The sequence below is a fragment of the Vibrio sp. 10N.222.51.C5 genome (genome assembly GCF_041474575.1).
GTDB classification, from domain to species: domain Bacteria; phylum Pseudomonadota; class Gammaproteobacteria; order Enterobacterales; family Vibrionaceae; genus Vibrio; species Vibrio crassostreae_C.
In genome coordinates, this window is the sequence record NZ_JBFRUJ010000007.1 from 145,939 (window position 1) to 165,612 (window position 19,674).

The following is a 19,674-nucleotide window of genomic DNA, read 5'->3' on the forward strand; positions in this document are numbered from 1 at the left end:
ATGCGGAGCTGAATCAACAAGGATTCATAGATGAGCCTGAACTTTCTAGAATTTGAAAAGCCTATCGCTGAACTTGAAGCAAAAATCGAAGCGCTACGTGACGTTTCGCGTCACGGTGGTGACACAGCGGTAGATCTAGACAAAGAAATCGAACAACTAGAGAAAAAAAGCTTAGAGCTTAAACAGAAAATCTTTAGTGACTTAGGTGCATGGCAGGTAGCTCAACTTGCTCGTCACCCTCAACGTCCTTACACCAAAGATTACCTGGAGCATGCATTCACAGAGTTTGAAGAGATGGCGGGCGATCGCGCTTACGCTGACGACAAAGCTATTGTGGGTGGTATGGCTCGTCTAAATGGCCGTCCTGTTATGGTTATTGGTCACCAGAAAGGTCGTGAGACTAAAGAGAAAGTGATCCGTAACTTTGGTATGCCAAAGCCAGAAGGTTACCGTAAGGCGCTACGTCTAATGGAAACTGCTGAGCGTTTCAACATGCCTATTATTACTTTCATCGACACAGCGGGCGCATACCCAGGTGTTGGTGCTGAAGAGCGTGGTCAATCTGAAGCTATCGCTAAAAACCTAAAAGTGATGGCTGGCCTTTCAGTTCCTGTTATCTGTAACGTTGTGGGTGAAGGCGGTTCTGGTGGTGCACTAGCGATTGGTGTTGGTGACTACGTGAACATGCTTCAGTACTCTACGTACTCAGTAATCTCTCCAGAAGGTTGTGCTTCAATCTTATGGCGCGATTCAGATAAAGCACCACAAGCAGCTGAAGCGATGGGCCTGATTGCTCCTCGTCTTAAAGAGCTTGAGCTTATCGACGAAATCATTCCTGAGCCTCTAGGTGGCGCGCACCGCGACCCTGCACAAACCGCTCAAAACATGAAAGACATGTTAGTTAAACAGCTAGAAGAGCTAGAGCAGTTTGATAACGAAACGCTGCTTGAGCGTCGTTACCAGCGTCTAATGAGCTACGGCTACTGCTGATAACTTGCCTTAGCGATAAGGCTAGCTATACGAACAAATGATGAAAGGGTTGGACTCAGTGCCAACCCTTTTTTATTATTAAAACATTATCCCTTAAAACACGATCTCTTGGTTTATTAGCCTCATGACACACTTAATTGATACCTTCACATCTGTACTTGATCAAAGCGCGCTTAAGCCTTGTCGGTTGATCGTCGCTTTCAGTGGTGGTGTCGATTCACGAGTGTTGTTGGAGTTGGCTGCCCAATTCGCTAAGTCCCATCACATCGATTGCTGTGCGGTACATGTTCACCACGGCTTAAGCAACAATGCTGATTATTGGGCAGAGCAGTGCAAAACATGGTGTGATGCTGTGTCGGTATCCTTGTTCATTGAACGAGTCTCGCTAGATATTAGCCGTGGAGAAAGCGTTGAAAAGCTGGCTCGAGACGCGCGATACCAAGCCCTTAAAAAGCATATTAGACAAGGTGATGTGTTAGTGACAGGCCAGCACATCGATGACCAAGTCGAGACCTTCTTGTTAGCTCTTAAGCGTGGCAGTGGTCCGAAAGGGCTCTCTTCAATGGCGAAAGTGATGCCATTTTCAGGTGCTCATATCGTTCGCCCACTGCTGTCGGTGACGAGAACGGATATTGAAGTGGCGGCGCGCGATATGGCTTTAACTTGGGTAGAAGATGAGAGTAATCAAGACGTTCGCTTTGACCGTAATTTTATTCGTCATCAAGTCACTCCGACACTGACCGAGCGTTGGCCTAGTTTTCGAGAATCGGTCAGTCGTAGTGCTCAGCTATGTGCAGAGCAAGAGTTACTGTTGGATGAGTTGTTAGAATCTCACTTACAACAAGCTTTGACTGAGAAGCACAGCTTAAGTATTGAGGTATTATCTCAGCACTCTGATTTACTGCGTGCACGCTTATTAAGAATGTGGCTGAGCCGCTGTAATCAACCGATGCCGAGCCAAAAGCAGCTCAAACTTATATGGGATGAGGTGGCATGTGCTCAGGCAGACGCCAACCCTAAGCTGGTGTTGAATGAGGTTGAGGTTAGACGTTTTAATCATCAGCTCTATGTCGTAAAAGAGACCAAAGACTTGTCGAACTGGCAAAGTGATATCTCGATGGAAGAGAGCTTAGTTTTGCCTGACGGTTTAGGGGAACTACACTTAACTTCAGCGGCGAGTGATGGTGTATCTAACCACTGTGATGCGCAACATTTTAGTCTCAACACAACGAGAGGAACACTGCGAGTGATATTTAACCCTGAGGGATTGTCAGCACACCCTGTTGGGCGCGGTCATAGCAGGAAGCTTAAGAAGTTGTTTCAAGAGTACCAAGTACCCAGTTGGTTAAGACGCAGAACGCCGATATTAATGGATGGCGATCGAGTGATCGCTGTTTTAGGCTTATTCGTAGATAAAAACTACGAAGGTCAAGATTGTGAAGCGCTTTGGAGCAAGTAGAAAAAGTTTATGTCACAATTCACCGTCACTTTAATAAAAATAATTAATGGAATATGCAATGAAGAAAATTACACTAGGATTAGTTCTTGGATTTGGACTATTGAGTGGTAACGCTCTGGCGGCTGATGTTGCTGCGGGTCAAGCTAAAGCAGCAATCTGTGCGGCATGTCATGGTGCAGACGGTATCGCAGTGATCCCTGGCTATCCAAACCTTAAAGGTCAAAACGAGCAATACATCGCTTCATCAATTAAGGCCTATAAGAATGGCCAGCGCACCGGCGGTTTGGCCGCTGTAATGCAGGCTCAAGCTTCAATGCTGAGTGATGAAGACATCGCGAATCTAGCCGCTTACTACGCAAGCCTTAAGTAAAACCTTCTCAAAGGGCTGATTAAACAAGATGATAAATTTCGAGCCAGAGCTTTAAAGCTCTGGCTTTTTTCATTGAATGTTTACTATAGCTAACCGATAATGAGCCATTCGCACAGTTTAAGGGATGAACATGAAAAAGATTGAAGCCATTATCAAGCCATTCAAACTTGATGATGTACGTGAAGCACTTGCAGAAGTGGGTATTACGGGTATGACAGTATCTGAAGTTAAAGGCTTTGGACGTCAAAAAGGTCATACTGAGCTATACCGCGGCGCAGAGTACATGGTCGACTTTTTACCTAAAGTGAAACTAGAAATCGTTGTGACCGACGAAGTGGCTGACCAATGTGTTGATACCATCATTGAGACGGCTCAAACAGGTAAAATTGGTGACGGTAAGATCTTCATTACTGAAGTTGAACGTGTGGTACGTATTCGTACTGGCGAAGAAGACGAAGACGCCGTATAAAAAAACTATTACCCTAAAAGGAGCGTTTATCGCTCCTTTTTCATCTCTGGTAGGGTGCTGTATGTTTAAGAAAACCATCATTGTTATCACGTTATTGATAACGCTTGCTGTCGTTAGTTTTCATTTTATCTTCGTGATCCCGAATAAACCCAACCTGATCATTTCCTCTCAAAGTACCAGTAACGACATCTACAGTTGCTACCAAAACTCTGCACCGAAAGCGATTGATGTGTCTGATGGCTTAGACATTACGGTGTGGAATATCTACAAGCAAAACCGAAATAATTGGCAGAGTGAGTTAAATAAGCTGTCGGCAGGTAGCGATTTAGTCTTGCTGCAAGAAGCTAGTATGACAGAAGGACTTCGCCAATGGGTAATGAGCGGACAGTGGGGAAGCACACGTGTTAATGCGTTTGAGGCCTTTGAGCAAAGTGCTGGGGTACTCAACCTAGCAACCCATTTACCGATTGAAGCGTGTGCTTATACTCATGAAGAACCTTGGCTTCAACTGCCTAAATCGGCGCTTTGGTCGCGTTACCAACTAAACAATGGCGAAGAGCTGGCTGTGATTAATATCCACGCTGTGAACTTTACCTTTGGTACGGAAGATTACGAGGCTCAGCTCAAGAGCTTAACTGACAATCTGCAAAAGTATCGTGGGCCGGTTATTTTTGCTGGGGACTTTAATAGCTGGAGTGAAGCTCGCTTTGCTGTATTGAAAGATGCGTTGGAGAAGGTTGGTTTGACGGAAGTTGCCTTTGAGCCAGATAACAGAACTCAGTTCATTACAGGACTGGTGCTCGACCATGTGTTCTATCGAGGGCTAGAGGTAGAAAAAGCAAAAGCGCCCATTACGGACGCTTCTGATCATAACCCTATGCGAGTGACCTTTAAGGCTAAATAGTGATTAGCTATTAGTCATTGGAACTTAACCATTCGCACGGTGGTTACCTTGGGAAATCTAACGGAACAATAGGCTAGAGAGTCTTCGCTAGCCTTATCTCTTATACTTAAAAGATTAAAATGTAGAGCGCCCAGATTAGGTAGTAGCCAACCCATGGTAAGCCTGAAATCACAAGCGCTTGCCCGCGTTCAAACTCAGTCCACGTTAATACCGCAGCATAACCTAGCACGATGTACCATGGCAGAAGCAGTGGTAATGAGCTAGCAAACTGTGACCAATCATTAGTTAGCGGTAACTTGATCAAGCCATTTAAGCTGTTCAAGTCGGCAGCGTAGTTCATCACATGTCCATGCTTGAGTATCAGGCTTGCGTAGCTTGCTACATCACCTAAAACAGCTGGGAATATAACAACCGATGCCGCTGCAAACCATCGCCAAAAGCTGTGCTGATGTTGGCTTGGCTTGGTTGCTAGGTTAAACCAGAATGCCAATAGAACGATGGTTAATGTTCGGCCAAATACGTCGCTGATGATTTCACTTGCGAGTAAGGTATTGCTGTCAAGTAACGCCAATTGGTCAGGGTTCGTTTGAGCCAGTTGCTGCGAGAGCTCTGCACTTAACCATGCAAAATCTACATTCGAAAAATAAGCACCCCAAAACAAAAATGGGCTGAGCATTAATACGACGTAGGGTTGCCATCCCCAAGCACTTCGTTGATAAAGCGCTAAGAAACAAGCTGTTGGCGAACGGAATATATCCAACAGCATGACGAGTGGGTTACTTGACGGGTTCATACACTTACCTTAGTTACATCAACATACAGCTTCAGTTTTTGTCCTGGCTGTAGGTATTTTTTGTTCTGCAAAGTGTTCCATTTTACAACATCTGTACTTTTTACTTTGAACTTTGATGCAATACCGCTGACTGTGTCACCTGATCTTACGTTATAAAAGATCGTACGGATGATGGCGCCGTCTGAGCCGTTCTTCCAAATGACCAGTTCTTGACCAACTCTAAGCGTGTCGCGTGGTCCCATGCCATTCCACTTAGCCAGTGATTGATGAGAGACCTTATTTGCGCGTGCAATCGTCCATAGGCTGTCACCACTTCTTACAGTATGGCTGAGCTTATATTGACCACGACTCTTCGACTGTGTGCTTGCTAGGCGGTTTGAGGCGCTTAGGGCGTATGTCTTGTCGTCTTTGGTGGATGTTGGGATAAGTAAGTGCTGGCCAATACGAATATTGTTGTTGCTCAAACCGTTTGCAGAGCGGATCACTTTGCTGGTGGTGTTATATTTGCTTGCCAGTACGCTAATGCTGTCACCAGATTGAACCTTGTAACGCACCAACTTCATGCCTTTGCCTTTATTGGCAGCGACTTCTTTGTTGAATTTCTCAACTGAATCTAAAGGAAGTAATAGTTGTTGGTGTTTCTCTGGTGCCGTTGCCCATTGGTTGTAAGCCGGGTTGTAACCTTGAAGTTCTTTGACAGGAATGCCTGCGTAGTTCGCAGCAATGGCTAAATCAAGCTGTTCTTCAGGGTTAACCAGAGTCAGCACTGGCTTATTCGGGATCGCCGGAATATCGATGCCATACTTTTCTTGGTTGGCAATGACATCTGCTAGAGCAAGCAGTTTAGGTACATAGCTGCTGGTCTCTTTTGGTAAGTCCAAAGAGAAAAAGTCGATTGGCTTGCCAAGCTTCTTGTTCTTGCGGATTGCGCTGTTTACTCGACCACCACCACTGTTATAGGCAGCAATCGCATGATTCCAGTCGCCATCGAAACGTCGGTTAAGATCTGAGAGGAAGTCCAATGCGGCGTCGGTAGAGGCGGCAACATCGCGGCGGCCGTCATACCAAAAGTTCTGTTCAAGCCCGTAGTCTTTGCCAGTGCCTGAAATGAATTGCCATAGACCAGCAGCACTGCCATGAGAGTAGGCAAACGCATCGAAAGAGCTTTCTACAACGGGTAGTAGTGCCAATTCTAGTGGTAAGCCTTTTTCTTCAATCTTAGTCGTGATCAGATACAAGAAAGGTTCAGCACGCTTTGATACTGTTTTTAGATGACTCGGGTGCTTGAGATACCAAGTTCGGTAGTAGTCGACCTTCTTTTGGTCTGGCACTTCCATTTCAAGTTGCATCGCAATGCGTTTCCAAACATCTTCTTGTGTTTGTGGAGTAACGACAGGTGCTTCAACTTTTTGATCTTCTTTGGCTGTTGCTTCTGATGAAACGTTCGCTTGAGAAACTTCTTTAGTAGGAGATGTGTTGGTTTGCTCGGAAGCTTGGTCTGGATTCTCTGACTGAGTTAATTGGCAACCAGAAAGTAGTAATACCAAAGCCCAGCTGTACTTAACTCGCATGTTACAGCCTTTTTAATTAACGGCCGATGATAATACTTGCCACCCCCTATGAGTGACAAGTCTGTATTTGTTAAAATTCGTTCTTCCACGCACGTAAAGCGGTGAATACCGATAAAGGATCGGTCTGCTCGGTGCGATTAGACACTGATTTCACTACACTTGGCTCGGTATAGCGCAGGAAGGGGTTCACAAACTTCTCTTGTCTCAAATTTGTGGGGATGGTCGACTTATTTTGAGCGCGAAGTCGGTTCACTTGGTCGCGATATTGCTGCAAATGTTGGTTATCAGGCTCTACGGCTAATGCGAAAGCGATATTGGCTGCAGTGTACTCATGTGCACAATAAACTTCGGTTTCTTGAGGCAGAGCCGTGATCTTATTCAGTGCATCGAACATCTGTTGTGGTGTGCCTTCCATGATTCGGCCACAGCCCGCAGAGAACAACACATCACCACAAAACAGTTTGGCATCGCCCACATAACCAATATGACCCGCAGTATGGCCACTGAGCCCTAGGACGAGGAATACTTCGCCAAACAGTTCTAATTGATCACCATCATCGACCGGATGAGTTAAGGTAGGGATAGGTTCATTCCTTGGACCGACAACATCCACGCCGGGAAATTGTCTAACGAGTTCTGGAACACCACCAATGTGATCGTGGTGGTGGTGTGTAATCAAGATTGCATCTAAAGTTAGCTCATGGTGTGCCAAGTACTCTAATACTGGAGCCGCATCACCAGGGTCGACGACAGCACAACGGCGATCGCTATTTTGAATCAGCCAGATGTAATTGTCGTTAAATGCAGGTATGCTTTTGATATGTAACATTATTGGTTCTCCAGTCACTATTAGTGCGACAGAATAAGTGAGACAGATTATTGATGAAGCCAGCACGTAGCAGAAAGAAGTTTGAACGTCCTTACACTTGGGCGCAATTGCACAATGGGGACTGGTTGAGAGAATCTATTCAAACTCGACTCGATGAGTGGTGCCCAAAGCTATTTGGTTACCATATGCTCAAGCTCGGTGGCCTCAGTAGTGAGATTTCTAGCTGCACATGCAACATTCAACATCAAGTAAACCTAGATATCCAGAACCCATTACATAATGTGATAGCGGATGGCTATAATTTACCCTTTTTGGAGAAAAGCTTTGATGTTGTAGTACTGAGTCATCAGCTAGATTATAGCAATGACCCGCATCGCTTATTGAGAGAAGTCGATCGAGTGATGATGGACGATGGCTATATCATTATCACGGGCTTCAACCCAATCAGTGTCACTGGGCTTGCCAGTTTGATGCCTTGGCGAAAGAACAGCTTGCCTTGGAGTGGGCGTATGTACACGCCAAGTCGAATTAAAGACTGGTTAGGTGTACTTAACTATGAAGTAATTCATTGTGACACCTACGCGCTGTTTCCGATGAGTAAGTATCAAGCGATGTGGACGTGGTTGGAGAACAGCTTAGGTGGTTGTGCATCCTTCGCCGGAAGCCAATACTTTATTGTTGCTCGCAAGCGTACTTACCCGCTAAAACCCATCAAACCACATTGGCACCTTAAGCGACGTTTCTCGCCTGTTGGGGCAAGTTTTAGAACCAATACGCGCCGTACAATGGATTCAGCCAAAGCGTCATATCCGCTAAAAACAGAAAAAGCCGATTAGTTGTCGGCTTTTCATCTATCAATTCGATTGAGAAATTGTCAATTAGTTTAAGAAATTATAAATCGCTTTCTTAAATGTGCGTCTAATTAAAAAGACGATTAGCTTGGTTGATAGCCCGTATCTTCTAGAGTCGGATTCTCCGCTGCATTTCGCGCTAAATCATCACACATTTCGTTTTCTCTGTGTCCGGCGTGTCCTTTTACCCAGCGCCAATCAACGTTATGGCGAGCGGTTTCTTTATCGAGCCTTTGCCACAGATCGGCATTTTTAACCGGTTTCTTGTCGGCTGTTTTCCAGTCACGCTTTTTCCAGTTATGAATCCACTGTGTGATGCCTTGACGCACGTATTGGCTATCTGTGGTCAGAATCACAGAGCAAGGTTCTTTGAGGGTTTGCAGAGCCACGACAGCGGCGAGCATTTCCATACGGTTATTGGTTGTTAGCGTGAAACCTTCTGCTAGCGTCTTCTCGACTTTTTTGTAGCGAAGTACGATGCCATAGCCGCCGGGACCAGGGTTGCCTAAACAAGAACCATCAGTGAAAATTTCAACTTGTTTCGTCATGATTTGATACTATTACCTCAAGCACATTATCGGCATAGTCTGACACAGTTATCCTTATGAATACCAGTAGCACTCCAGAACAAAGCACGAACGAAAAAAACAGTTCGAACGAAAATAAGCGCATTGTTGTACTCGATACCGAAACCACCGGTATGAATACAGAAGGTGGCCCTCACTATATGGGTCACCGCATCGTTGAAATTGGTGCAGTAGAGATCATCAACCGTAGGCTGACCGGGCGTCATTTCCACGTCTACATCAAGCCCGATCGTGCGATTCAAGAAGAGGCGATTGGCGTTCACGGTATTACCGATGAATTCTTGATTGATAAGCCTGAATACCAAGACATTCATAAAGAGTTTCTCGACTTTATCAAAGGTGCGGAGCTGGTGGCTCATAACGCGCCCTTCGATACGGGCTTCATGGACTATGAGTTTGAGAAGCTCAACCCAGCGATAGGTAAAACGGATGACTACTGTAAAGTTACCGATACCTTGGCAATGGCGAAGAAGATATTCCCAGGTAAAAGAAACAACCTAGATATCTTATGTGACCGTTACGGTATCGATAACTCGCACCGTACTCTCCACGGCGCATTGCTCGATGCGGAGATCCTAGCCGACGTCTACTTATTGATGACGGGTGGTCAAACTTCGCTGCAATTTAACGCTGGTCAACAGGAAGGCGAAGCCGAAAGCATACGAAGAGTAGAAAGTGGTCGAAAATCCCTAAAGGTTTTACGAGCTACGGCCGATGAAGTAGAAGCGCATCAAAGTCGTTTAGATCTCGTCGAGAAAAGCGGAAGCTGCCTCTGGCGTCAGTAGGGAGAAAGTATGTTAAGGGTATTGGCTACCGGTTGCTTATTGCTGTTAAGTTTTGGCTTACATGCAGCAACAGAATCCGTTATGAGTTTATTGGACAACCGTTTTAGAGTTGATCCCAGTATTGAACAAGTCACCTTTGTGATTTATCGAGCCGATAACTCTAAACCTGTCGTTTTGGTTCGCCCTGATGGCAAGAAATACTACTCTTGGCGTAATGCTGATAATGTCCGTTGGTACGAAGAATCGTCCATGGACATTATCTCTATCGACAATCCGATGCCCGGCCCTTGGCAAGCGATAGGTAAAGTTTCCCCTAAGAACAATATCAAGCTGCTGTCTCATCTTGTTTTGGATGCTAATGAGTTCCCAGATAAGTTGTATCAAACAGAGCGCATCAAATTTACCGCTCGACTGACTTCTGATGGCAAGCCGCTGGTGCTGCGCGATTTTCTCGATCGCGTGAAGCTTAAGGTTACCTTTACTAAGTTTGTTGAAAACGAAGAGTCTTTGGTGAGAGAAGCGCGCCCGGTGCCGGTTGTGATGGGCGAGTTTGCCGATGATGGCGCTGATCTTGATGAAAAGGCCGGAGATGGTGTGTTCACTGTCTCTTTGCCAATTGATATCGAGCCCGGTAAATACCGAGCGCGTATTACCTCTGGTAATGGCGTGTTCCTGCGAGCGCAAGAGCAAGAAGTCTTGGTTTACCCAACACCGATCACTAGCACCTTCATTCAATCACGAAAAGAGGGTTTACCTCATACTATTGTGGTGTCTGGTGAACAGGGGATGATCGCACCGAGCTCGTTAGCGGTTCATGTTGAGCACAAGGCTTCTGATGAATATGTGATGTACAAGCAGGGGCAAGCTGAAGTCGACGCAATGAAAGTCGCTTTAGAGGTGCCTTATAATGGCGATTTAGGAATTTATAATTGGTCAGGGATGGTTTATGCCACTGATGCTTCAAGTCAGCGCCCGCTGATTTTTCCAATTACCGAGCAGTCGTACAGCGTTGTTGAAGATATCGACTTAGCAGAGTCACGACGTCTTCAAGAAGAAGCTCTTGCTGAACAGAAGCGTATCGCAACAGAGTTGATGATCCTTCAAAAACGTGAAGATGACAGACAGCGCAGTATGATCATTATTGCGGTGGGTAATGTGGTCGCTATTCTATTGGGCTTGTTGATTTGGTTTGTGGTTCGTAAGGTCAAGGCGAAGAAAAAAGCGTTACCTGAGATGCAGCTCAAGGCGCCCAAGTAACTCGCTTAGATGATTAGATTGTCTAGAGAGAATAAGCTGCTAGATAAAGCATTGGAATTTGTGGCAACGAAATCATGAACAAAAAAACGGGACTCATAGTAGTCCCGTTTTTGTTTCTTTTTCTGGCCTTAAGCGACGTTATCAATCGATTGGTCTGGGTACTGAGATTTTGCTGCAAGCTCCTCTGGTGAGAAGTCATCCACGTTAATCGTGTACAGTCTATGTTCCTCAGCGCTAATCAGAAGATTTGCTTCGTCTTGCGTTAAGATACCTTTCTCAAGTCCCAACTGAGCAACAAGATCAAGTCGTAAGAAGGCACGTTTTTGATGTGTCTCTTTGCAGACTTTGTCGAACAGAGGTTCAGCTTGAAGAATCACTTCTAGCGCTTTTTCAATCTTACCTACTGGGTTGTATTCCGTCGCTTCTAGGTATTGGCCGCGACCTATACGAGAGCGTGTTTCGCTTGGTGTTTGTAGAATGTGCGCAACTTTGCTATCGAGCTTGTCGTTTGGAGCACGACGGATACGACCAAATGGCATTAGCACAACACGAAGCAGACGACCAATCACAGGGTTAGGGAAGTTCGCTAAGAATTCATCAATCGCCACTTCAGTCTGACGTAAGCTATCTTGCATCCCCCAATGTACTAACGGTAGATCTTCAGCGTGGCTGCCTTCACTTTCAAAGCGCTTCAACGTTGCTGAACCGAGGTAAAGTTGACTTAAGATATCACCCAGTCTTGCTGATAAACGTTCTCTACGCTTCAGTGATCCGCCTAGAACTGCCATTGAAATATCAGACAGTAGCGCTAGGTTTGCACTGTAGCGGTTTAGCTGTTGGTAGTAACGCTGTGTCTGTTTATCTGTTTTATTTGAAGGTGTTGGCGCATCAGAACCACGACCATCGGTTAAACCAAACCACAAGCTGCGGACTAGGTTGCTCATCGTAAAGCTAACGTGCCCTGCTAACGCTGAATCAAACTTATCAAGCGCATCGCTGCTTTCAGAATAAGCCGCTTCCATTTCGTTCAGTACGTAAGGGTGACAGCGAATCGCACCTTGACCATAGATGATCATTGAACGAGTCAGGATGTTTGCGCCTTCAACCGTAATCGCGATAGGTGAGCCTTGGTAGCCACGAGCTAGGAAGTTCGATGGGCCTAAACAAATGCCTTTACCACCGACGATATCCATCGCATCAATGATGCTGCGTTGGCCACGGTGCGTACAATGGTACTTAACGATTGCAGAGATAACCGAAGGCTTTTCGCCAAGGTCAATACCTGCGACGGTTAGGTTACTTGCTGCGTCCATTACATAAGCGTTACCTGCAAGGCGTGCAAGTGGCTCTTCAACCCCTTCCATGCGGCCAATAGGCTGTTTGAACTGACGGCGGATACGAGCGTAAGCGCCAGTTGCAAGCGCGGCAGACTTGATGCCACCAGTTGAGTTTGAAGGCAGTGTGATACCACGACCAACCGACAGGCACTCAACCAGCATACGCCAGCCTTGACCGGCCATTTTCTGACCGCCAATGATGAAATCGATAGGCACGAAGATATCGTCGCCTTGCGTCGGGCCATTTTGGAAAGGTACGTTTAGTGGGAAGTGGCGGTTGCCAATCTCTACGCCTTTTAAATCCGTTGGGATAAGCGCACAAGTGATACCAAGATCTTTTTGATCACCAAGCAGGCCATCCGGGTCACGAAGTTTAAAAGCTAAGCCTAATACCGTCGCGACAGGCGCGAGAGTGATGTAACGCTTGTTCCAAGTTAGGCGCATGCCGAGTACTTCTTCGCCTTGCCAGTCGCCTTTACAAACCACACCGTAATCTGGAATAGAGCCAGCGTCTGAGCCAGCTTCTGGGCTAGTTAGTGCGAAACAAGGGATCTCTTTACCTTCCGCTAGGCGAGGCAGGTAGTGGTTTCTTTGTTCTTCTGTACCGTAGTGTTGTAAAAGCTCACCAGGGCCTAATGAGTTAGGTACGCCAACCGTCGATGACAATACACTAGAAACGCCTGTTAGCTTCTGTAGAACCAAAGATTGAGCGTAAGCTGAGAACTCTAAGCCGCCGTATTTTTTCTTGATGATCATGGCGAAGAATTTATGGTCTTTCAGGTATTGCCATACTTCTGGTGGCAAATCAGCAAGCTCATGAGTGACTTGGTAATCATTGACCATTTCACACACGATATTTACTGGACCATCTAAAAACGCTTGCTCAGCTTCAGAGAGTTTCGGGTCAGCAATGTTCTGAAGTTTCTTCCATTCAGGTTTGCCTTTGAACAGCTCTGCTTCCCACCATACTGTGCCGGCTTCTAGTGCTTCTTTTTCTGTCTGAGACATCGCCGGTAGAACTTTCTTAAATAAAGAGAGTGCTTTTTGGCTGATCAGTGTCTGACGAATGGTCGGTACAGCAAAGATCGCAACGGCTAATAGATAGCAAAGCCAGCCGGTAACAGCCACGCCGCCAAGCAGTGTTAATGCTACCATTGCGCCGGTTAATACAACTAATGCACGTACCAGACTAACTCTATGGTAAAGACAGACGCCTAAGATGGCGGTCATGCCGAGTAGGGAGAGCAATATATTCATGATCGATTTCCTTTTCAGAGATCACTTATTGTTATTAAGTTTTAGGTAAGAGGTCTAACCAGTCAATTGTAAACAAAATATTAAATATTTGTAAAACTCCAAGGTGAGTAAAAAGTGATCTCAATAGAGTTAAAGTTCTAATTGTGAGAGGTTGGTGGCGAATATTTGGACGGATTTACAACGACAAGTTAATTAAGGTGGCAATCTTTGGGCTTAAGTGTCGACACTATTTCATGTTTGTGGGTAAACTCAGCTATAAAGAGGGGAAAACCCTCAGTTCTCATTTCACGCACTTTAAGCTGCGTCAAAAAAATAAGAGATAAGCCTTATGTACCAAGACCTAATCAAAAGTGAATTAAACGAAGCTGCTGACGTTCTGAATAAGTTCTTGAGTGATGATCACAACATTGCTCAAATTGAAGCGGCTGCAAAGATGATTGCTGACTCATTCAAACAAGAAGGCAAAGTGCTTTCTTGTGGTAACGGTGGCTCACACTGTGATGCGATGCACTTCGCGGAAGAGCTAACAGGCCGATACCGTGAAAATCGCCCGGGCTACGCTGGCATTGCGATTTCAGACCCTAGCCACTTATCTTGTGTGAGTAATGATTTTGGCTACGACCACGTGTTTTCTCGCTATGTAGAAGCGGTGGGTCGTAAAGGTGATGTGTTGTTCGGTCTGTCGACTTCAGGTAACTCTGCCAATATTCTAAAAGCGATTGAAGCGGCTCAAGCGAAAGGCATGAAGACTATTGCGTTGACGGGTAAAGATGGCGGTAAAATGGCGGGTTGTGCGGATATCGAAATCCGAGTACCACACTTTGGCTACGCAGATCGCATCCAAGAGATTCACATTAAGATCATCCACATTGTGATTCAGCTTGTCGAAAAAGAGATGGAATAATAGTTTTACAGACATTTGGAACCCATGTTTGTGGCTCCATTGGTTTTAATAGGGAGTAGATTAAACCATGTGTGAATTGCTCGGTATGAGCGCGAATGTGCCAACTGATATTTGTTTTAGCTTTACTGGTCTTATGCAGCGTGGAGGCAATACTGGCCCGCATCGTGATGGCTGGGGTATTACCTTCTATGAGGGAAAGGGTTTTCGTACATTTAAAGATCCTAACCCTAGCTGTGAATCAAAGATTGCTGAGTTGGTTCAAAACTACCCAATTAAAAGCCAAGCCGTTGTCAGTCATATCCGTCAAGCGAACCGTGGTGGTGTTAATCTAGAGAATACACACCCTTTTACTCGTGAGCTTTGGGGGCGATACTGGACCTTTGCTCACAATGGTCAATTAACGGATTATGACGATCTGACCAGTGGTCGTTTCAGACCGGTTGGCGAGACAGACAGTGAACTCTCTTTCTGTTGGCTACTCAAACAACTTGAAGAGCGTTTCCCTGAGCCACCTCAAGATATGGAAGGTATGTTCCGCTTTGTCGCTGAGTGTTGTGATCAGCTAAGAGAGAAAGGCGTCTTCAACATGTTACTCAGTGATGGCGAGTACGTGATGACCTACTGTACGAATCATTTGTACTGGATAACCAGACGCGCACCTTTTGGTAATGCGAGCCTGATTGATGAAGATGTTGAGATAAACTTCCAAGAAGAGACTACGCCAAATGATGTGGTGACGGTGGTAGCAACTCAACCTCTTACGGACAATGAACAGTGGTTTAGAATGAAGCCGGGCGAATACGCACTGTTTCATTTTGGTGAGCTGATTGGCAACAACCATCAAGCGTTAGAAGATGTTGCTTATGCGCCGAAAAAGGTAGCGAGCCAAGCACCGACAGAGCCATTAAGCTAATGCTGTAGATCGTATTGCTTGAACCCGAACAAACGAAGGCCGCTTACTGCACTAACCAGTCAGTAAGCGGCCTTTTTGTTTTTCAGTAATTTGTTGTCTGAGAGTCGTTTGACGAATTACTCTTCTGCGTAACCGTGTTTACCTAATGCTTTACCGTCTAACACAGCCTGTCCATTGACCATTGATAAACGGTCTTCCGCGAACCACTTGCAGACCATAGGGTAAATGCAGTGTTCTTGAGTCAGCACTCGGCTTGCCAACATATCAGCATCATCATCTTCAAATACCGGCACCTTAGCTTGCAAGATCACAGGGCCGCCATCGAGCTCCTCGGTAACAAAGTGGACGCTAGTACCGTGTTCTTTGTCTTGCGCATCAATGGCACGCTGGTGGGTGTGTAGGCCTGGGTATTTCGGCAACAGAGAAGGGTGGATGTTGACCATTTTCCCTGCATAGTGACGAACAAACTCTGAACTCAGGATTCGCATGTAGCCAGCGAGTACGATTAAATCTGGCTGGTAAGCATCGATCTGAACCATCAATTCATGGTCAAACTCTTCACGTGAACCAAAGTCTTTTGGATTCACTGAATGAGCGTCAACACCTGCGGTTTTCGCTCGTTCTAATCCAAAAGCCTCTGCTTTGTTTGAGAAGACAGCTTTAACCGATGCATCAATCATATCGCTATCGCAGGCATCTAAAATAGCCTGTAAGTTACTTCCGCTTCCTGAAACTAACACAACGATGTTTTTCTGAGAGTGACTGGTTTTATTTGAGTGATTGTTTTTCATAGAGTGGGTCATACGATTGATTAACTGAATTGTTTACAATGTACCTACATAAACTAAGGTTTTCTGCGGGCTAAATAGCAAAATGAGGACCATTAGGTCCTCATTGATTAACTAAGTAAGTGAGCGTATCACTTATTTAATTTCAACTTGCTCTTCGCCAGCTTCAGCGTTTGCGATCTCACCGATAACCCAAGCGTTTTCGCCTTCAGCTTTCAGTAGTTCAACAGCAGCGTCTGCTTGATCTTTAGGTAGAGCAACAACTAGGCCTACACCACAGTTGAAAGTACGGTACATTTCGAATGTCTCCACGTTACCTTTCTCTTGTAGCCAGTTGAAGATAGCAGGCCATTCCCAGCTCTTGCCATCAATGACTGCTTTAGTACCTTCAGGAAGTACGCGTGGGATGTTTTCCCAGAAACCACCACCTGTGATGTGTGAGATAGCATGAATGTCATGCTCTGCAATCATCTTAAGCGCTGATTTGATGTAAATCTTAGTTGGTTCTAGTAGGTGCTCACCGATAGTGCGACCTTCTAGTTCTTCATTCTTATCAGCACCAGAAACTTCTAGGACTTTACGAATTAAAGAGTAACCGTTTGAGTGTGGACCACTTGAGCCAACAGCGATAAGTGCGTCGCCTGCTGCTACTTTAGTGCCGTCAATGATGTCCGCTTTTTCTACAACACCAACACAGAAGCCAGCTACATCGTAGTCGTCGCCTTCGTACATGCCTGGCATTTCAGCAGTTTCACCACCGATAAGTGCACAACCAGCTTGAACACAACCTTCAGCGATGCCAGAAACAACGTCTGCTGCTGTGTCTACATCTAGCTTACCTGTTGCGTAGTAGTCTAGGAAGAATAGAGGCTCACCACCTTGAACGATTAGGTCGTTCACACACATTGCCACTAGGTCGATACCAATGGTGTCGTGTTTTTTCAGATCCAAAGCAAGGCGAAGTTTAGTACCAACACCATCAGTACCTGAAACAAGTACTGGCTCTTTGTATTTCGTTGGAAGTTCACATAGGGCGCCAAAGCCACCAATACCGCCCATTACTTCAGGGCGACGAGTGCGTTTAACAGCACCTTTAATACGGTCTACTAGTGCATTACCTGCGTCGATATCAACACCAGCGTCTTTGTAGCTTAGAGAAGAAGTATTACCACTCACGGGATAGTCCTCGAACTTAAGTTGGATGTGAAAACGGCGCTATTCTAACAGGGCTTGAATATGAAGAGCAAACGTTTGCGCGGTTTTTTTTATTAGAATAAAGATTCTGAAATAACCTTAGAGTTCGTGTATAATCTACAGGTTTGTTTAAATATTGCCGGAGTTGGAAATGAAAGTTGTTGAAGTGAAACACCCGCTAGTAAAACATAAAATTGGCCTGATGCGTGAAGGTGAGATTAGCACTAAGCGTTTTCGTGAGCTAGCGACAGAAGTGGGTAGCCTTCTAACATACGAAGCGACATCAGACTTTGAAACTGAACGTGTAACTATTAATGGTTGGGACGGCCCAGTTGAAGTTGACCAAATTAAAGGTAAAAAAGTAACAGTAGTGCCAATCCTACGTGCTGGTCTAGGCATGATGGACGGTGTTCTTGAGCACATCCCAAGCGCACGTATCAGCGTTGTTGGTATCTACCGTGACGAAGAAACGCTTGAGCCAGTTCCATATTTCAACAAGCTTGCATCTAACATCGATGAGCGTATCGCTCTAGTGGTAGACCCAATGCTTGCAACGGGTGGTTCTATGATCGCGACTATCGACTTAATGAAAGAGAAAGGTTGTAAGCACTTCAAGATTCTTGTTCTTGTAGCGGCTCCTGAAGGTATTGCGGCTCTAGAAAAAGCGCACCCAGATGTTGAACTTTACACAGCTGCAATCGATGAGAAGCTAAACGACAAGGGTTACATTGTTCCTGGTCTTGGCGATGCTGGTGATAAGATCTTCGGTACTAAGTAATTCGGTTTCAGCTTAAGTGACTCTAAATCGTTTCTTAACTCGCTGAATTAGCCGTATTAATAAAAAGGGAGAGCATTCAATGCTCTCCCTTTTTTGATCTTGTTGGTTTGTGATTCTTTTGAATCTAGCCTTACCGATGGATCAATCGATTTGAGCTTTGTCTACCACAGTGTTGTCACCTAGCTCTTCTGGAAGTACTAGGTTAAGTAGAATCGCTACGATACCGCACAAGCTTACGCCCTGTAGGCTGAAGTCACCGATACCAAAGGCCATGCCGCCAATACCAAAGACTAAAGTAATGCCCACAATCACAAGGTTACGTGATTTGTGAAGGTCAACGTTGTTCTTGATTAGCGTGTTAAGACCTACGGTTGCGATAGAGCCAAACAGAAGAATCATGATACCGCCCATCACTGGAACCGGAATGGTTTGCAGTAATGCGCCTAGCTTACCAACCAATGCAAGAACGATAGCGGTTACTGCAGCCCAAGTCATGATTACAGGGTTAAATGCTTTGGTAAGCATTACTGCGCCTGTTACTTCACTGTAAGTTGTGTTTGGTGGAGCGCCCAGCATAGAAGCAGCTATTGTTGCCACGCCGTCACCTGTGATTGTGCGGTGCAGGCCAGGTTTCTTAAGGTAGTCTTTACCCGTCACGTTAGAAATCGCCAGCATGTCACCTACGTGTTCAACGGCAGGTGCAATCGCGACAAATACCATAAAAAAGATAGCGTTGATGTTGAACTCTGGCGTTGTGAAGTTTGGTAGTGCTAACCACGATGCTTGCGCTACTGGAGTGAAGTCTACCGCGCCGTATACCAAGCTGGTGATGTAACCCGCAACAATACCACCGAAGATTGGCAGTAGCTTAAGGAAGCCTTTTGAAAACACACTGATGACAATCGTCACTAACAGTGAAATTGAAGAGATCCACAGGGCAGCGTCTGCATCAACAAGCTGAACCGCACCATCGCCTGTCTTACCTAGCGCCATGTTAACCGCAACAGGCGCAAGGCCTAAACCGATAACCATGATCACAGGGCCAACCACTACAGGTGGAAGCAGTTTATGGATGAAGCCAACGCCACGAACTTTAATTAACGCGCCCATTAGTACATACACAACACCCGCCGCCATCAAGCCGCCCATGGTTGCACCGACACCCCAAGTTTGAATACCAAACATGATAGGCGCGATGAATGCAAAAGAAGATGCTAAGAAGATTGGCACTGAACGGCGTGTAATAAGTTGGAATAAAAGGGTACCGATACCTGCGCCAAAGAGTGCAACGTTGGGGTCAAGTCCTGTTAGTAGCGGCACGAGTACAAGCGCACCAAATGCTACAAACAGCATTTGCGCACCTTGCAGAGCATTTTTCATGTTATGTCCTTAAAATGGTCGTTATATGAAAAGCGAAAAATAAAATTCGCGGGATTCTATCACTTAGCAATCGATTGCCACACCAAATAGATCAAATTTATTTATCTTAATGATGTTTTATATCCATCTAAGCCCTAGAAATTCAGTTTATAAGTGAGCGATTTATCATGGCCAGGTGATATTTTGTGGTTATTAAACACAGTGGGCTCTATCGACCTTGCCCCTCAATCCATAGTTGCTTATCATCTAGGCACAAGA

At 45.5% G+C, this 19,674-nt stretch carries 19 protein-coding genes; 11 read left to right on the forward strand and 8 right to left on the reverse strand.

Features of this window, described 5'->3' with window-relative positions:
* Positions 1 to 30 precede the first annotated feature (30 nt).
* The 5 genes from accA (at position 31) to AB4558_RS02515 (ending at position 4,192) form a co-directional block, all read left to right on the forward strand.
* Positions 31 to 990 (forward strand): acetyl-CoA carboxylase carboxyl transferase subunit alpha, encoded by a 960-nt coding sequence (accA, locus tag AB4558_RS02495; protein WP_017060731.1) that lies wholly within the window; start codon positions 31 to 33, stop codon positions 988 to 990.
* 124 nt (positions 991 to 1,114) lie between these two features.
* Positions 1,115 to 2,449 carry a tRNA lysidine(34) synthetase TilS gene (tilS, locus tag AB4558_RS02500; RefSeq protein WP_372157921.1) on the forward strand — a complete coding sequence of 445 codons (1,335 nt, stop codon included), beginning with the start codon at positions 1,115 to 1,117 and terminating at the stop codon, positions 2,447 to 2,449.
* A 46-nt stretch (positions 2,450 to 2,495) separates the two neighbouring features.
* A complete protein-coding gene (locus AB4558_RS02505; protein ID WP_170791809.1) occupies positions 2,496 to 2,819 on the forward strand; it encodes a cytochrome c in 324 nt (107 codons plus the stop codon).
* A gap of 130 nt (positions 2,820 to 2,949) precedes the next feature.
* Positions 2,950 to 3,288 (forward strand): nitrogen regulatory protein P-II, encoded by a 339-nt coding sequence (gene glnB / locus AB4558_RS02510; protein ID WP_017063373.1) that lies wholly within the window; start codon positions 2,950 to 2,952, stop codon positions 3,286 to 3,288.
* A 61-nt stretch (positions 3,289 to 3,349) separates the two neighbouring features.
* On the forward strand, positions 3,350 to 4,192 hold the full coding sequence (locus AB4558_RS02515) for an endonuclease/exonuclease/phosphatase family protein (RefSeq protein ID WP_017060728.1): 843 nt from the start codon (positions 3,350 to 3,352) through the stop codon (positions 4,190 to 4,192).
* Between the two features lie 106 nt (positions 4,193 to 4,298).
* On the opposite strand, the gene AB4558_RS02520 is transcribed toward AB4558_RS02515, so the two are convergent.
* From AB4558_RS02520 to gloB, 3 genes are all read right to left on the reverse strand, one after another.
* Positions 4,299 to 4,985, reverse strand: a complete 687-nt coding sequence (locus tag AB4558_RS02520; protein ID WP_017060727.1) for a YIP1 family protein — start codon at positions 4,983 to 4,985, stop codon at positions 4,299 to 4,301.
* Positions 4,982 to 6,556, reverse strand: coding sequence for a LysM peptidoglycan-binding domain-containing protein (locus AB4558_RS02525; RefSeq protein WP_017063374.1), 1,575 nt, complete (start codon positions 6,554 to 6,556; stop codon positions 4,982 to 4,984). Before AB4558_RS02525 ends, AB4558_RS02520 begins: the two co-directional genes overlap by 4 nt.
* 70 nt (positions 6,557 to 6,626) lie before the next feature.
* Positions 6,627 to 7,385, reverse strand: coding sequence for a hydroxyacylglutathione hydrolase (gene gloB / locus AB4558_RS02530; protein ID WP_017060725.1), 759 nt, complete (start codon positions 7,383 to 7,385; stop codon positions 6,627 to 6,629).
* Between the two features lie 53 nt (positions 7,386 to 7,438).
* Here gloB and AB4558_RS02535 point away from each other — a divergent pair, with 53 nt between their 5' ends.
* Positions 7,439 to 8,221, forward strand: coding sequence for a class I SAM-dependent methyltransferase (locus AB4558_RS02535; RefSeq protein ID WP_017060724.1), 783 nt, complete (start codon positions 7,439 to 7,441; stop codon positions 8,219 to 8,221).
* 98 nt (positions 8,222 to 8,319) lie between these two features.
* Here the strand turns inward: AB4558_RS02535 and rnhA are convergent, their stop codons facing one another.
* Complete coding sequence (gene rnhA / locus AB4558_RS02540; RefSeq protein WP_017063376.1) at positions 8,320 to 8,784, reverse strand: ribonuclease HI; 465 nt, start codon at positions 8,782 to 8,784, stop codon at positions 8,320 to 8,322.
* 56 nt (positions 8,785 to 8,840) lie between these two features.
* On the opposite strand from rnhA, the gene dnaQ reads away from it, so the two are divergent.
* Positions 8,841 to 9,608 (forward strand): DNA polymerase III subunit epsilon, encoded by a 768-nt coding sequence (gene dnaQ / locus AB4558_RS02545; RefSeq protein ID WP_017060722.1) that lies wholly within the window; start codon positions 8,841 to 8,843, stop codon positions 9,606 to 9,608.
* 9 nt (positions 9,609 to 9,617) lie between these two features.
* The gene (locus AB4558_RS02550; protein WP_065583988.1) at positions 9,618 to 10,865 is read left to right on the forward strand and encodes a TIGR03503 family protein; all 1,248 of its coding nucleotides are present in this window, start codon (positions 9,618 to 9,620) and stop codon (positions 10,863 to 10,865) included.
* A 128-nt stretch (positions 10,866 to 10,993) separates the two neighbouring features.
* Here AB4558_RS02550 and fadE read toward each other — a convergent pair whose 3' ends face one another.
* Positions 10,994 to 13,459 carry an acyl-CoA dehydrogenase FadE gene (gene fadE / locus AB4558_RS02555; protein WP_029235127.1) on the reverse strand — a complete coding sequence of 822 codons (2,466 nt, stop codon included), beginning with the start codon at positions 13,457 to 13,459 and terminating at the stop codon, positions 10,994 to 10,996.
* A 328-nt stretch (positions 13,460 to 13,787) separates the two neighbouring features.
* Between fadE and lpcA the strand changes: the two genes are divergently transcribed.
* Complete coding sequence (gene lpcA / locus AB4558_RS02560) at positions 13,788 to 14,363, forward strand: D-sedoheptulose 7-phosphate isomerase (RefSeq protein ID WP_108166292.1); 576 nt, start codon at positions 13,788 to 13,790, stop codon at positions 14,361 to 14,363.
* A 67-nt stretch (positions 14,364 to 14,430) separates the two neighbouring features.
* Entirely contained in the window at positions 14,431 to 15,276 is an 846-nt protein-coding gene (locus tag AB4558_RS02565) for a class II glutamine amidotransferase (RefSeq protein WP_372074700.1), read from the forward strand.
* Between the two features lie 116 nt (positions 15,277 to 15,392).
* Here the strand turns inward: AB4558_RS02565 and purN are convergent, their stop codons facing one another.
* Complete coding sequence (gene purN / locus AB4558_RS02570; RefSeq protein WP_017060717.1) at positions 15,393 to 16,067, reverse strand: phosphoribosylglycinamide formyltransferase; 675 nt, start codon at positions 16,065 to 16,067, stop codon at positions 15,393 to 15,395.
* A 132-nt stretch (positions 16,068 to 16,199) separates the two neighbouring features.
* Complete coding sequence (gene purM / locus AB4558_RS02575; RefSeq protein ID WP_017071054.1) at positions 16,200 to 17,240, reverse strand: phosphoribosylformylglycinamidine cyclo-ligase; 1,041 nt, start codon at positions 17,238 to 17,240, stop codon at positions 16,200 to 16,202.
* Positions 17,241 to 17,409: 169 nt separating this feature from the next.
* Between purM and upp the strand changes: the two genes are divergently transcribed.
* Positions 17,410 to 18,036: a uracil phosphoribosyltransferase gene (upp, locus tag AB4558_RS02580; protein WP_004738627.1), complete on the forward strand. Its 627-nt coding sequence runs from the start codon at positions 17,410 to 17,412 to the stop codon at positions 18,034 to 18,036.
* Between the two features lie 141 nt (positions 18,037 to 18,177).
* Here upp and AB4558_RS02585 read toward each other — a convergent pair whose 3' ends face one another.
* Positions 18,178 to 19,416: a uracil-xanthine permease family protein gene (locus tag AB4558_RS02585; protein WP_017060715.1), complete on the reverse strand. Its 1,239-nt coding sequence runs from the start codon at positions 19,414 to 19,416 to the stop codon at positions 18,178 to 18,180.
* Between the last annotated feature and the right edge of the window lie 258 nt (positions 19,417 to 19,674).